Source organism: Kineococcus indalonis (genome assembly GCF_009906395.1).
Classification (GTDB): domain Bacteria; phylum Actinomycetota; class Actinomycetes; order Actinomycetales; family Kineococcaceae; genus Kineococcus; species Kineococcus indalonis.
Genome location: NZ_JAAALM010000044.1, coordinates 1 through 14,146, shown reverse-complemented (window position 1 = coordinate 14,146; position 14,146 = coordinate 1). Strand labels below are relative to the sequence as shown.

Genomic DNA, 14,146 nt, shown 5'->3' with positions numbered 1-14,146 from the left:
CGGTGGCCGCCGCGAGCGACCTCGAGGAGCTCAAGGCCGCCCGCCTCGCCCACGCCGGGGACCGCAGCCCGCTGGCGCTGGCCAACCGGGCCATCGTCTCGCTGCCCGGGCCGGAGAAGGCCGCCGCCGGCAAGCGCGTGGGCGCCGCCCGCGGCCGCGTGAACCAGGCCCTCGCCGCCCGCACCGAGGTGCTGCGCGCGCACGAGGAGGAGCGCGCGCTGCGCGCGGAGGTCGTCGACGTCACCCTGCCGGCGCGTCGCCCCGAGCGCGGGGCGCGCCACCCGCTGCCGCTGCTCATGGAGCGCGTGGCGGACGTGTTCACCGCGATGGGGTGGGAGGTGGCCGAGGGGCCCGAGGTCGAGGCGGAGTGGTTCAACTTCGACGCCCTGAACTTCGACGCCGACCACCCCGCCCGGCAGATGCAGGACACCTTCTACGTCGCCGACGAGCGCGGCGGCGCCGGCTCGGGCCTGGTGCTGCGCACGCACACCTCCCCGGTGCAGGCGCGCTCGCTGCTGACGCGCGGCGTGCCGCTGTACGTGGTCTGCCCCGGCAAGGTGTTCCGCACCGACGAGCTGGACGCCACCCACACGCCGGTGTTCCACCAGCTGGAGGGCATCGCGATCGACGAGGGCCTGACGATGGCCCACCTGAAGGGCACCCTGGACCACTTCGCGCGCGCCATGTTCGGCGACGCGGTGGAGACCCGCTGGCGCCCGGCGTTCTTCCCGTTCACCGAGCCCAGCGCCGAGCTGGACCTGCGCTTCTCCCTGGGCCGGGAGGCCGAGCGCGGCTGGATCGAGTGGGGCGGGTGCGGGATGGTCAACCCGAACGTGCTGCGCGCGTGCGGGGTCGACCCGGAGCGCTACCAGGGCTTCGCCTTCGGGATGGGGATCGAGCGGACCCTGATGTTCCGCAACGGGGTGACGGACATGCGCGACATGGTGGAGGGCGACGTGCGGTTCAGCCGGGCGTTCGGCGTGGAGGACCTCTCGGCGTCGGGGGTGGCCGACGTCCTGGGCGGCCGCGTCCCGGCCGCCGCCGGCGAGGGCGAGGGCGAGCTCTGATGCGCGTCCCCCTGAGCTGGCTGGCCGAGCACGTCGAGCTGGAGCCCGGCGCGCGCGGAGCGGACGTGGCCGCGGCCCTGGTGCGCGTGGGCCTGGAGGAGGAGGGCGTGCACACCTCCGACGTGACGGGCCCGCTCGTCGTCGGCCGGGTGCTCGACCTCGTGCCCGAGGCGCAGAAGAACGGCAAGACCGTCAACTGGTGCCACGTCGACGTCGGCGCGCAGCACAACGGCCCCGACGGGCACCGCGGCATCGTCTGCGGCGCGCACAACTTCACCGCCGGCGACAGCGTCGTGGTCGCGCTGCCCGGCGCGGTGCTGCCCGGCGGCTTCGCCATCGCCTCGCGCAAGACGTACGGGCACGTGTCCGACGGGATGATCTGCTCGGCCAAGGAGCTGGGCCTGGGCGCGGACCACTCCGGCATCATCGTGCTGGAGCGCCACCTGCCCGGCGCGCAGCTCTCCCCGGGCCAGGACGCGCTGGCGCTGCTCGGCCTGGACGAGGAGGTCGTCGAGGTCAACGTCACCCCCGACCGCGGGTACTGCTTCAGCGTGCGCGGCGTCGCGCGCGAGTACGCCCACGGCACCGGCCGCCCCGTCGCGCAGGTGTTCCGCGACCCCGTCGCCGTGGAGGTGCCGGCCGCGGGCGGGCCGGGGTACCCGGTGCGCCTGGCCGACGACGCGCCGGTGCGCGGCGCGGCCGGCTGCGACCGGTTCGTGGTCCGCGCGGTGCGCGGCATCGACCCCTCCGCCCCGACGCCGCGGTTCATCGCCGACCGGGTCCGCCAGGCCGGCATGCGCTCGATCTCGCTGGCCGTGGACGTCACGAACTACCTCATGCTGGAGACCGGCCAGCCGCTGCACGCCTACGACCTGGCGCAGCTGCAGGGCGAGCTGGTGGTGCGCCGCGCCCGCGCGGGGGAGCGGCTGACCACCCTCGACGACGTCGAGCGGGTGCTGGACCCCGAGGACCTCCTCATCACCGACGAGGTGCCCGGCGACCCGGCCACCTCGCGGGTGCTCTCGCTGGCCGGCGTCATGGGCGGGGCCAGCACCGAGGTGTCGGCGGCCACCACGGACGTGCTCGTGGAGGCGGCGCACTTCTCACCCGTCTCGATCGCGCGCACCGCCCGCCGGCACAAGCTGCACACCGAGGGCGCCAAGCGCTGGGAGCGCGGGGTGGACCCGTCGATGACCGCGCAGGTGGCGGAGCGGGCGGTGCGCCTGCTCGTCGAGCACGGCGGCGGCACCGCCGACCCGGCGGCCACCGACGTCGGCCGGCCCGCCGCGCCGCGGGCGCTGTCGATGCCCGTGGCCCTCGTCGAGCGGGTCGTCGGCGCGCCGTTCACCGAGCGCGAGGTCGTCGGCGCGCTGGAGGAGATCGGCTGCACCGTCGCGCGGCAGGGCGCGGAGCTGAGCGTGGTGCCCCCGAGCTGGCGCCCGGACCTGGCCCAGCCGGTGGACCTGGTGGAGGAGGTCGCGCGCCTGCGCGGCTACGACGCGATCCCCTCGGTGCTGCCGGCCGCCCCGGCCGGCGCGGGCCTGAGCGCCGGGCAGCGCGCGCGGCGCTCGGCGGCGCGCGCGCTGGCCGACGACGGCTTCGTGGAGGTGCTGTCCTACCCGTTCGTGGCCGCCTCCGTGCACGACGCGCAGGGCCTGCCCGCCGACGACCCGCGCCGGCGCGCGCTGCGCCTGGCGAACCCGCTGTCGGAGCAGCAGCCGCTGATGCGCACCAGCGTGCTGGACTCGCTGGTGGAGGTGGCGCGCCGCAACGTCTCGCGGGGCCTGCGCGACCTGGCCCTGGTGGAGTTCGGCGCCGTGACGCACCCGCGCCCGGGCACCGGGCCGGCCCCGCTGCCGGGCGTGGCGCAGCGCCCCGGCGAGCAGGAGCTGACCGCGCTGCTGGAGGCGGTGCCGCCGCAGCCGCTGCACGTGGCCGGGGTGCTCACGGGCACCCGGCGCCCCCCGGGCGCCGCCGCGGACGGCTTCGCCCGCGAGGCCGAGCCGGTGCTGTGGGCCGACGCGGTGGACGCCGCGCGCACGGTCGCCGCGGCGCTGGGCGTGCGCGTCGTCGTCGAGGCCGCCGAGCGCGCGCCGTGGCACCCGGGCCGGTGCGCGCGGGTGAGCACCGCGGCGGGGCACCTCGTCGGGCACGCCGGCGAGCTGCACCCGGCGGCGCTGGCCGCGCTGGAGCTGCCGGCGCGCTCGGCGGCCTTCGAGCTGGACCTGGACGTGCTGCTGGCGCAGGTCGGCGCGCCCCCGCAGGTGGCGCAGCTGTCCGGGTACCCGGCGGCCACCCAGGACGTCGCGCTGGTGGTCGAGGACGGCGTGGCCGCAGCCGCGGTCGAGGCCGCGCTGCGCGAGGGCGCCGGCGAGCTGCTGGAGGACGTGCGCCTGTTCGACGTCTACACCGGCGCGCAGGTCGGCGAGGGCCGCAGGTCGCTGGCGTACGCGCTGCGCTTCCGCGCGCCGGACCGCACCCTGACGGCGGAGGAGGCCAGCGCGGCCCGCGAAGCGGCGGTGGCCGAGGCCGCCCGCCGCACCGGGGCGGTGCAGCGTGCCTGACCGGGTGCCCGAGGGGGTGCTCGAGGGGGTCGCGCTGGTCACCGGCGCCAGCCGCGGCATCGGCCGCGAGCTGGTGCTGGGCCTGGCCCGCGCCGGCTGGGCCGTGGGCGCGCTGGCGCGCGACGCGGTGGCCCTGGACGAGGTGGTGGAGGAGGTCACCGCCGCCGGCGGGCGGGCGGTGGCCACCGCCGTGGACGTGACCGACGCGCGCGCCGTCGCGGCGGCCGTGCACGCGCTGGAGTCCGAGCTGGGCGGGGCCAGCCTGCTGGTGAACAACGCCGGGCGCATCGAGGCCGACGAGGCGGCGCCGTGGGAGGCGGACCTGGAGGAGGTGCGCCGCGTGGTGGAGGCCAACGTGCTGGGCCCCTTCCACCTGGTGCGCGCGGTCGTGCCGGGCATGGTGGCGCGCGGCGGCGGCCGCGTGGTCGACCTCAGCTCCGGCGCGGCGCACAAGGACTCCCCGGTGCACGCGGCGTACGGCGCGAGCAAGGCGGCGCTGTTCCGCCTCGGCGGGGCGCTGAGCGCGGCCGGTCGCGAGCACGGCGTGCTGGCCTTCGAGGTCTCGCCCGGCGTGGTGCGCACGGGCATGACCACCTCGATGGCCCAGCACTCCGAGCGCACCGAGTGGACCGACCCGGCCGACGTGCTCGCGCTGGTCCTGGCGGTGGCGCGCGGGGAGCTGGACGCGTGGGCCGGGCGGCTGGTGCGCGCGGGCGTGGACACCCCGGCGTCCCTGGCCGCGGCGGCGCGCGCGGGCCTGCCGGACGGGGCGCGGGTGCTGGGCCTGCTGCCGTACGGGCCGGGGGACCCGCTGGCCTGACCACTGATGCATGGATACGCGTCAACGTGTATGGTCATGCGCATGGAGACGGACAGGCGGCTGAAGGTCGCCGTCGCGGGCGCCAGCGGCTACGCCGGCGGTGAGCTGCTGCGGCTGCTGCTGCAGCACCCGCACCTGGAGATCGGCGCCCTGACCGGCGCCTCCAACGCCGGCACCGCGCTCGGCGAGCTGCAGCCGCACCTGCTGCCGCTCGCCGAGCGCGTCCTGCAGCCCACCACGGCCGAGGTCCTCGCCGGGCACGACGTGGTCTTCCTCGCGCTGCCGCACGGGCACTCCGCCGCCGTGGCCGCGCAGCTGGGCGAGGACGTGCTCGTCGTGGACTGCGGCGCCGACCACCGGCTCACCGACGCCGCGCAGTGGCAGCGCTTCTACGGCTCCGAGCACGCCGGCAGCTGGCCGTACGGCCTGCCCGAGCTGCCCCTGGCCGGCGGCGGCAAGCAGCGCGAGCGCCTGGCCGGCGCGCGCCGCGTCGCGGTGCCCGGCTGCTACCCCACCAGCGTCAGCCTGGCCCTGGCGCCGGGCTTCGCCGCGGGCCTGCTGGCCGGCGAGGACGTCGTCGTGGTCGCCGCCTCCGGCACCTCCGGCGCCGGCAGGAGCCTCAAGCCGCACCTGCTCTCGGCGGAGGTCATGGGCTCGATGAGCCCCTACGGCGTCGGGGGCGGGCACCGCCACACCCCCGAGATCGAGCAGAACCTGGCGCTGGCCGCCGGCGGGCCGGTGTCGGTGTCCTTCACCCCGACGCTGGCGCCGATGCCGCGCGGCATCCTGGCCACCTGCACCGCGAAGCTCGCCCGCGGCGCGGACGCCGCCGACGTGCGCGCGGCCTGGGAGCGGGCGTACGCCGGTGAGCCGTTCGTGCACCTGCTGCCCGAGGGCCGCTGGCCCACCACCGCCGCGGTCCTGGGCGGCAACTGCGCCGTGCTGCAGCTGGCCGTGGACGAGCACGCCGGCCGCGTCGTCGTCGTGGCCGCCATCGACAACCTCACCAAGGGCACCGCGGGAGGAGCCGTGCAGAGCGTCAACGCCGCCCTCGGGCTGGACGAGACCACCGGGCTGAGCGCGGCGGGGGTGGCGCCGTGAGCGTCACCGCCCCCGCGGGCTTCCGCGCCGCCGGCGCCACCGCGGGCCTGAAGCCCAGCGGCAGGCCCGACGTCGCCCTCGTCGTCAACGACGGCCCCCTCGACGCCGCCGCCGCGGTCTACACCTCCAACCGCTGCAAGGCGCACCCGGTGCTGTGGAGCGAGCGCGCCAGCGCCGACGGCCGGCTGCGCGCGGTCGTGCTGAACTCCGGCGGCGCGAACTGCTTCACCGGCCCGGCCGGCTTCCAGACCACCCACGCCACCGCCGAGCTGGTCGGCGAGCTGCTCGGCTGCGGCGCCGCCGACGTCGTGGTGTGCTCCACCGGCCTGATCGGCGTGCAGCTGCCCCGCGAACGCCTCCTGGAGGGCGTGCGCGCCGCGCACGGCGCCCTGTCCGCCGACGGCGGCGCGGACGCCGCCACGGCGATCATGACGACCGACACGGTCTCCAAGCAGGTCGTCGCCCACGGCGGCGGGTTCACCGTCGGCGGCACGGCCAAGGGCGCGGGCATGCTCGCGCCGGGCCTGGCCACGATGCTCGTGGTCCTGACCACCGACGCCGTCGCCGAGCCGGCCGACCTGGACCGGGCCCTGCGCGCGGCCACCCGCACCACCTTCGACCGCGTCGACTCCGACGGCTGCATGTCCACCAACGACACCGTGGTCCTCCTGGCCAGCGGCGCCTCCGGCGTGCGGCCCGAGCCGGCCGAGCTGGACGCCGCCGTGCACCGCGCGTGCGCCGAGCTGGCCCGCATGCTCGTCGCCGACGCCGAGGGCGCCGACCACGACATCGCCGTGGAGGTCGTCGGCGCGGCCAGCGAGGCCGACGCTGTGGAGGTGGGCCGCTCCGTGGCCCGCAACAACCTCTTCAAGGCCGCGGTGTTCGGCAAGGACCCCAACTGGGGCCGCGTCCTGGCCGCCGTGGGCACCACCTCCGCCGAGTTCGACCCGCAGGCGCTGGACGTCAGCCTCAACGGCGTGCCCGTGTGCGTCGGCGGCGCCCCCGGCGCCGACCCGGCCGAGGTCGACCTGGCGCCCCGCGAGGTGCGCGTGCGCATCGACCTGCACGCCGGCGCGCACAGCGCCACCATCTGGACCAACGACCTCACCCACGCCTACGTCCACGAGAACAGCGCCTACTCCACATGAGCGGACCGACGGACCTGACGAACCTGACGGCGGAGGACAAGGCGGGCGTGCTCGTCGAGGCCCTGCCCTGGCTGCAGAAGTGGCACGGCGCCCTCGTCGTGCTCAAGTACGGCGGCAACGCCATGGTCGACGAAGAGCTCAAGCGCGCCTTCGCCGAGGACGTGGTGTTCCTGCGCACCGCGGGCCTGCGACCGGTCGTCGTGCACGGCGGCGGCCCGCAGATCTCCTCGATGCTGCAGCGCCTGGGCATCGCCAGCGAGTTCCGCGGCGGCCTGCGCGTGACGACCCCCGAGGCGATGGAGGTCGTGCGGATGGTGCTCGTGGGCCAGGTCGGCCGCGAGCTCGTCGGCCTGCTCAACGCCCACGGACCCCTGGCCGTGGGGCTGTCCGGCGAGGACGGCGGCCTGCTGCGGGCCACGCGCCGCAGCGCCCTCGTCGACGGCGAGCTCGTCGACGTCGGCCTCGTCGGCGACGTCGTGGGGGTGGACCCGGCCGCGGTGAACGACCTGCTGGACGCCGGGCGCATCCCCGTCATCTCCACGATCGCCCCCGAGGTCGACGACGACGGCCGGCCCGTGCCGGGCTCGGTGCTCAACGTCAACGCGGACACCGCGGCCTCGGCCATCGCCGTCGCCCTGGGCGCGCAGAAGTTCGTCGTCATGACCGACGTCGCGGGCCTGTACGCGGACTGGCCCGACCGGCGGTCCCTGGTCAGCGAGATCACCTCCGGGGAGCTGGCCCAGCTCCTGCCGTCCCTGGAGTCGGGCATGGCGCCCAAGATGGAGGCGTGCCTGCGCGCGGTGCGCGGCGGCGTGCCCCGCGCCACGGTCATCGACGGCCGGCTGGCGCACTCGGTCCTGCTGGAGGTCTTCACGTCCTCCGGCAACGGCACGATGGTCGTGCCGTGAGCGCCCAGGGAGGCGGAACGGTGGAGCTGTCGGAACGGCCCGAGGCCCTGCCCGTCGCGGAGGGCGGCGCGGCGGCGTGGCTGCAGCGCTACTCCTCGGCGGTGATGGGCACCTACGGCACCCCCCAGCGCGTCCTCGTGCGCGGGGAGGGCTGCTACGTCTGGGACGCCGACGGCACGCGCTACCTGGACCTGCTCGCCGGCATCGCCACCAACGCGCTGGGCCACGCGCACCCGCTGCTGGTCGCCGCGGTCACCGCGCAGCTGACCACCCTCGGCCACGTCTCGAACTTCTTCGCCACCGCGCCGCAGATCGCCCTGGCCGAGCGGCTCCTGGACGTCGCCCGCGCCCCGGAGGGCTCGCGGGTGTTCTTCTGCAACTCCGGCGCCGAGGCCAACGAGGCGGCGTTCAAGATGGCCCGGCGCACCGGCCGGCCCAAGGTCGTCGCCGCCGTGGACGCCTTCCACGGCCGCACGATGGGCGCCCTGGCGCTGACCTCCAAGGAGGCCTACCGCGCCCCCTTCGAGCCGCTGCCCGGCGGGGTGGAGTTCGTCCCCTACGGCGACGTCGGCGCCCTGGGGCGCGCCGTCGACGGCGCCACCGCCGCGGTCTTCCTCGAACCCGTCCAGGGCGAGGGCGGCGTGAACCCCGCCCCCGACGGCTACCTGGCCGCCGCGCGGCGCGTCACCGCCGACCACGGCGCCCTGCTCGTCCTGGACGAGGTGCAGACCGGCGTCGGCCGCACGGGGGAGTGGTTCGCCCACCAGCAGGCCCGCCACGGCGGCGTCGTGCCCGACGTCGTCACGGTCGCCAAGGGCCTGGGCGGCGGCATCCCCCTCGGCGCGGCGGTGGCCTACGGCCCGCGCAACGCCGCCCTGCTCGGCACCGGGCAGCACGGCACCACGTTCGGCGGCAACCCCGTCGCGGCCGCGGCCGGGCTGGCCACCCTGCACGCCGTCGAGCGCGACGACCTGCTCGGCAACGTCCGCGCGGTCGGCGCGCACCTGCGCGCGGGGATCAGCGCGCTGGACCACCCCCTGGTGGCGGGCGTGCGCGGCGAGGGCCTGCTGCTGGGGGTCGTGCTGAGCGCCCCGGTCGCCGCCGCGGCCGCCGGCGCCGCCCTGGCGCGCGGCTTCATCGTCAACGCCGTGCGCCCCGACACCCTGCGCCTGGCCCCGCCGCTGGTGCTCACCACCGCGCAGGCGGACACCTTCCTGCAGGCCCTGCCGTCCGTGCTCGACGCCGCTGAGAACCCCGCGGAGGACTCGTGACCACCCGCCACTTCCTGGCCGACGACGACCTGAGCCCGGCCGAGCAGGCCGAGGTGCTGGCGCTGGCCGCCCGGCTGAAGGCGGACCGCTTCGCCGAGCGCCCGCTGGCCGGCCCGCGCACCGTCGCGCTGCTGTTCGACAAGCCCTCCACCCGCACCCGCGTCTCCTTCAGCGTCGGCGTCGCCGAGCTCGGCGGCTCCCCGCTCGTCATCGACGCCGCCGGCTCGCAGCTGGGTCGCGGCGAGCCCGTCGCCGACACCGCCCGGGTGCTGGAGCGGCAGGTCGCCGCGATCGTCTGGCGCACCTTCGCCCAGTCCCGCCTGGAGGAGATGGCGGCGCACTCGCGCGTGCCGGTCGTGAACTCCCTCAGCGACGACTACCACCCGTGCCAGATCCTCGCCGACCTGCAGACGGTCGCCGAGCACAAGGGGCGCCTGGCCGGGCTGACGATGGCCTACCTCGGCGACGGGGCGAACAACATGGCGCACTCCTACGCCCTGGGCGGCGCCACCGCCGGCCTGCACGTGCGCATCGCCACCCCCGCCACCGACCTGCCCGACGCGGGGATCGTGGAGCGCGCCCGCGCCGTCGCCGCCGGCACCGGCGGCTCCGTCACCGTCACCCAGGACCCGCGCGAGGCCGCCGCCGACGCCGACGTCGTGGTCACCGACACCTGGATCAGCATGGGACAGGAGGGGCTGGACGCCGCCGAGCGCCTGCAGCGCTTCACCCCCTACGCCGTGACCGCCGAGACGATGGCGCTGGCCGACCCCGCGGCGATCGTGCTGCACTGCCTGCCCGCCTACCGCGGCAAGGAGATCGCCGCGGAGGTCCTCGACGGGCCGCAGTCGGTCGTGTGGGACGAGGCGGAGAACCGCCTGCACGCCCAGAAGGCGCTGCTCGTCTGGCTGCTCGCGAACTCGCGGTGAGCACGTGAGCACGGCGTCGGGCACGGGCACCAAGGCGTTCCGGCACGACCGGATCGCCGCGGTGCTGGCGCGCTCGCCGGTGCGCTCGCAGACGGAGCTGGCGGCGCACCTGGCCGCCGAGGGCGTGGCCGTCACCCAGGCCACGCTCTCGCGCGACCTGGTCGAGCTCGGCGCCGTGAAGGTCCGCGACGGCGACCGCGGCCTCGTCTACGCCCTGCCCGCCGAGGGCGGCGACCGCACCCCGCGCAGCGGGGTCGCCAAGGAGGTCCTCGACGCTCGCCTGGCCCGCTGGTGCGAGGAGCTGCTGGTGAGCGCCGAGGCCTCGGCCAACCTCGTGGTGCTGCGCACCCCGCCCGGCGCGGCGCAGTTCCTCGCCAGCGCCATCGACCACTCCGTGATGCCGTCGGTGCTGGGCACCATCGCCGGCGACGACACCGTCCTCGTCATCGCCCGCGAACCGCTCGGCGGCGGGGCCGTCGCCGAGCGGTTCCTGTCGCTGGCCCGCCGCGAGGACGCCCCCACCGCCGGCCCGAACCCCCAGGACGAAGGAGAGACCCCGTGAGCGAGCAGCCGCTGCACCGGCAGGCCGAGAAGGGGCTGTGGGGCGCGCGCTTCGCCAGCGGGCCCGCGCAGGCGATGGCCGCGCTGTCGAAGTCGACGCACTTCGACTTCCGCCTGGCCCGGCACGACCTGGCGGGCTCGCGCGCCCACGCCCGCGTGCTGCACCGCGCCGGGCTGCTCGAGGACGCCGCGCTGCAGGCGCTGCTGGCGGGCATCGACGCCCTGGAGGCGGACGTCGCCTCCGGCGCGTTCACCCCCGCCGAGGACGACGAGGACGTGCACTCCGCCCTGGAGCGCGCACTCGTCGAGCGCGTCGGCGCCGACGTCGGCGGCCGACTGCGGGCGGGGCGCTCGCGCAACGACCAGATCGCCACGCTGCTGCGGATGTTCCTGCGCGAGCACGCCCGCACCGTCGCCGACGGCGTGCTCGACGTCGTCGAGGCCCTCGTGCAGCAGGCCGCGGCCCACCCGGGGGCGGCCATGCCGGGGCGCACGCACCTGCAGCACGCCCAGCCGGTGCTGCTGGCCCACCACCTGCTGGCGCACGCCTGGCCGCTGCTGCGCGACGTGCAGCGCCTGCGCGACTGGGACGGGCGCGCCGCGGTGTCCCCCTACGGCTCCGGGGCGCTGGCGGGTTCCTCGCTGGGCCTGGACCCGCAGGCCGTCGCCGAGGAGCTGGGCTTCCGCCGCAGCGTGGAGAACTCCATCGACGGCACGGCCGCGCGCGACGTGGCCGCGGAGTTCGCCTTCGTCGCGGCGATGATCGGGGTGGACCTCTCCCGCATCTCCGAGGAGGTCATCGTGTGGGCCACCAAGGAGTTCTCCTTCGTCACGCTGCACGACGCCTGGTCCACGGGGTCCAGCATCATGCCGCAGAAGAAGAACCCCGACGTGGCCGAGCTGGCGCGCGGCAAGGCCGGCCGGCTCATCGGCGACCTGACGGGGCTGCTGAGCACCCTGAAGGGCCTGCCCCTGGCGTACAACCGCGACCTGCAGGAGGACAAGGAGCCGGTGTTCGACGCCGTGGACACCCTCGAGCTGCTCCTGCCCGCGGTGGCCGGCATGGTCGGCACCCTGCGCTTCCACACCGACCGCATGGCCGAGCTCGCCCCGCAGGGGTTCGCGCTGGCCACCGACGTCGCCGAGTGGCTGGTGCGCCGGGGCGTGCCCTTCCGCGAGGCGCACCACGTCTCCGGCGCCTGCGTGCGGCGCTGCGAGGAGCTCAGCGAGGTCGAGGACCGCGCCGTGGAGCTGTGGGACCTCACCGACGCCGACCTCGCCGCGATCTCCCCGCACCTGACGCCGGAGGTGCGGGGCGTGCTCAGCGTCGCCGGGTCGCTCGCCTCGCGCGACGCCGTCGGCGGCACCGCGCCGGTGCGGGTGGCCGAGCAGCTGGAGCAGGCGCGCGAGGCGCTGGACGGGCACCGGGCGTGGACGCGCCCCTGACGCCCCTGCCGCGGGGCTTCTTCGCCCGCGACGTGCTGGAGGTCGCCCGCGACCTGCTCGGGCGCGTCGTGCGCCACCGCACCGCGGAGGGCGTGGTGGCGGTGCGGCTGACGGAGGTCGAGGCGTACGCGGGGGAGGCCGACCCCGGTTCGCACGCCTTCCGCGGCCGCACCCCGCGCACCGAGGTGATGTTCGGCCCGCCCGGTCACGCCTACGTCTACTTCTCCTACGGCGTGCACTGGTGCGTGAACCTCGTGACCGGCGCGGAGGGCACCGCCTCGGCGGTGCTGCTGCGCGCCGGCGAGGTCGTCGAGGGCGCGGAGCTGGCACGCTCGCGGCGCCCGGCGGCCCGCCGGGACGCCGACCTGGCGCGCGGCCCGGCCCGCTTGACGCAGTCCCTGGCGATCACCGGGGAGCAGGGTGGCGCGGACGTCTGCTCCGGCGGGTCGCTGGAGGTGCTCGAAGGCTCACCGGTGCCGGACGCGGCCGTGTCCTGGGGGCCGCGCGTGGGCGTGGCCGGTCCCGGCGCCCCCACCCCCTGGCGCGCGTGGGCCACCGGGGAGCCGACCGTCTCGACGTACCGGGCGGCGGTGCCGCGTCGACCCCGGCGTCCCTGATCGGGCAGGCTGTGGACCGGCGGGGCGAGAGGCGCGCCGCCGAGGACGTGAGGAGAGCCGAGTCGTGAGCGACGTCTGGGACGAGCTGCAGTGGCGGGGCCTGGTGGCGCAGTCCACCGACGAGGCCGCGCTGCGCCAGGCGCTGCAGACGGGACCGCTCACGTACTACGTGGGCTTCGACCCCACCGCGGCCAGCCTGCACGTGGGGCACCTGGTGCAGGTGCTGACCGCCAAGCGCCTGCAGCAGGCCGGGCACAAGCCGCTGATCCTGGTGGGCGGGGCGACCGGCCTGGTGGGCGATCCGCGCCCGTCCGCCGAGCGCACCATGAACGACCCCGAGACGGTGGCCGGCTGGGTGGGCCGCCTGCAGTCGCAGATCGCACCGTTCCTCGACTTCGAGGGGCCCGCGGCGGCCACGATGGTCAACAACCTGGACTGGACGCAGTCGATGTCGACCATCGAGTTCCTGCGCGACGTGGGCAAGCACTTCAGCGTCAACCGGATGCTGGACCGCGAGGCGGTCTCCAAGCGCCTGGCGACCACAGGCATCAGCTTCACCGAGTTCGCCTACGTGCTCCTGCAGTCCAACGACTACCTGCAGCTGCACCGCCGGCACGGCTGCGCCCTGCAGCTGGGCGGCTCGGACCAGTGGGGCAACATCACCGCCGGCTGCGAGCTGGTGCGCCGCGTGGACGGCGAGACCGTCCACGCCCTGGCCACCCCGCTGCTGACCAAGGCCGACGGGACCAAGTTCGGCAAGACCGAGGCCGGGGCCGTGTGGCTGGACGCGGACCTGACCAGCCCGTACGCCTTCTACCAGTTCTGGCTCAACGCCGAGGACTCCCAGGTGGAGGGGTACCTGAAGGCTTTCTCCCTCCGCAGCCGCGAGGAGATCACCGAGCTGGGCCGCGCCGCGCGCGAGCAGCCGCGGGCCCGCGCCGCCCAGCGGGCGCTGGCCCAGGACGTGACGGCCCTGGTGCACGGTGAGGCGGCGGCCCGAGCCGTGCAGGACGCCTCCGCGGCACTCTTCGGCGGCTCGGACCTGTCCGCCATCGACGAGCGGACCCTGGTCGGAGCCCTGGAGGAGCTGCCCACGGCCACGCCGGACTCCCTCGACGTGCCGGTGGCCCAGCTCCTCGCCGACACCGGGCTGGCGCCCAGCCGCAGCGCAGCCCGGCGCACCATCGGCGAGGGCGGCGCGTACGTGAACAACACCAAGGTCGCCGACGCCGAGGCCACCCTGGCCGACGTGGTCAACGACCCGGCGGCCGGCGCCGGGCTGCTGCACGGCCGCTTCGCCGTCCTGCGCCGGGGCCGCAAGTCGCTCGCCGCGGTGGCACTCCCGTTGTCGCAGTAGGGGACGCGTCCTGGTCCCGCCGCGGATTTGCCTGCTCCTGCTCGTCGGCGTACTGTTCTTCTCGTCGCCCGGACGGGGCGGCCGCCGGGGCCAGCGGGCCGCGGGGGCCGGTCGTGAGCGGGTGGTGCCGGAGTCTTGATCGGGAATGGGTTGCACGTTGGCCTGGTTCCTGGTTAGAGTGGGAAAGTTGCCCCTGATCCGGTTCTCCCTTTGCGGGGAGGGTCGACGGGGTGCGTCCGGTTCTTGAGAACTCAACAGTGTGCCAAGTGTTGATGCCAAACAATCAACCCCGTGGCGTTCTTCTCCTCCGGTGTCCGCCGGGTGGGGGGATCGCTTCGGAATTCCTTTGGTGTTGAA

At 76.1% G+C, this 14,146-nt stretch carries 12 protein-coding genes; all 12 read left to right on the top strand.

The genetic code is table 11. The features are described 5' to 3' along the window. On the top strand, positions 1–1,067 hold a 1,067-nt coding region (gene pheS, locus GTR00_RS04230), incomplete at its 5' end, for a phenylalanine--tRNA ligase subunit alpha (RefSeq protein WP_166610393.1). Beyond that, positions 1,067–3,631 (top strand): phenylalanine--tRNA ligase subunit beta, encoded by a 2,565-nt coding sequence (gene pheT / locus GTR00_RS04225; protein WP_166610392.1) that lies wholly within the window; start codon positions 1,067–1,069, stop codon positions 3,629–3,631. The genes pheS and pheT, both read left to right, overlap by 1 nt. A gap of 4 nt (positions 3,632–3,635) precedes the next feature. Next, entirely contained in the window at positions 3,636–4,451 is an 816-nt protein-coding gene (locus tag GTR00_RS04220) for an SDR family NAD(P)-dependent oxidoreductase (RefSeq protein WP_166610391.1), read from the top strand. Positions 4,452–4,493: 42 nt separating this feature from the next. Then, positions 4,494–5,552, top strand: coding sequence for an N-acetyl-gamma-glutamyl-phosphate reductase (argC, locus tag GTR00_RS04215; protein ID WP_166610390.1), 1,059 nt, complete (start codon positions 4,494–4,496; stop codon positions 5,550–5,552). Then, on the top strand, positions 5,549–6,700 hold the full coding sequence (gene argJ / locus GTR00_RS04210) for a bifunctional glutamate N-acetyltransferase/amino-acid acetyltransferase ArgJ (protein WP_166610389.1): 1,152 nt from the start codon (positions 5,549–5,551) through the stop codon (positions 6,698–6,700). Before argC ends, argJ begins: the two co-directional genes overlap by 4 nt. Continuing rightward, the gene (gene argB / locus GTR00_RS04205; protein ID WP_166610388.1) at positions 6,697–7,608 is read left to right on the top strand and encodes an acetylglutamate kinase; all 912 of its coding nucleotides are present in this window, start codon (positions 6,697–6,699) and stop codon (positions 7,606–7,608) included. The genes argJ and argB overlap by 4 nt, the downstream gene beginning before the upstream one ends. Next, positions 7,605–8,879, top strand: coding sequence for an acetylornithine transaminase (locus GTR00_RS04200; protein WP_323132203.1), 1,275 nt, complete (start codon positions 7,605–7,607; stop codon positions 8,877–8,879). The genes argB and GTR00_RS04200 overlap by 4 nt, the downstream gene beginning before the upstream one ends. Then, positions 8,876–9,808: an ornithine carbamoyltransferase gene (gene argF / locus GTR00_RS04195; protein WP_166610387.1), complete on the top strand. Its 933-nt coding sequence runs from the start codon at positions 8,876–8,878 to the stop codon at positions 9,806–9,808. Before GTR00_RS04200 ends, argF begins: the two co-directional genes overlap by 4 nt. Before the next feature lie 4 nt (positions 9,809–9,812). Continuing rightward, the gene (locus GTR00_RS04190; protein ID WP_166610386.1) at positions 9,813–10,370 is read left to right on the top strand and encodes an arginine repressor; all 558 of its coding nucleotides are present in this window, start codon (positions 9,813–9,815) and stop codon (positions 10,368–10,370) included. Positions 10,371–10,381: 11 nt separating this feature from the next. Next, positions 10,382–11,815, top strand: a complete 1,434-nt coding sequence (gene argH, locus GTR00_RS04185) for an argininosuccinate lyase (protein ID WP_240899369.1) — start codon at positions 10,382–10,384, stop codon at positions 11,813–11,815. Continuing rightward, positions 11,800–12,432 (top strand): DNA-3-methyladenine glycosylase, encoded by a 633-nt coding sequence (locus GTR00_RS04180; protein WP_166610384.1) that lies wholly within the window; start codon positions 11,800–11,802, stop codon positions 12,430–12,432. The genes argH and GTR00_RS04180 overlap by 16 nt, the downstream gene beginning before the upstream one ends. Positions 12,433–12,496: 64 nt before the next feature. Further along, a complete protein-coding gene (gene tyrS / locus GTR00_RS04175) occupies positions 12,497–13,789 on the top strand; it encodes a tyrosine--tRNA ligase (RefSeq protein ID WP_166610383.1) in 1,293 nt (430 codons plus the stop codon). The last annotated feature ends 357 nt before the right edge of the window (positions 13,790–14,146 follow it).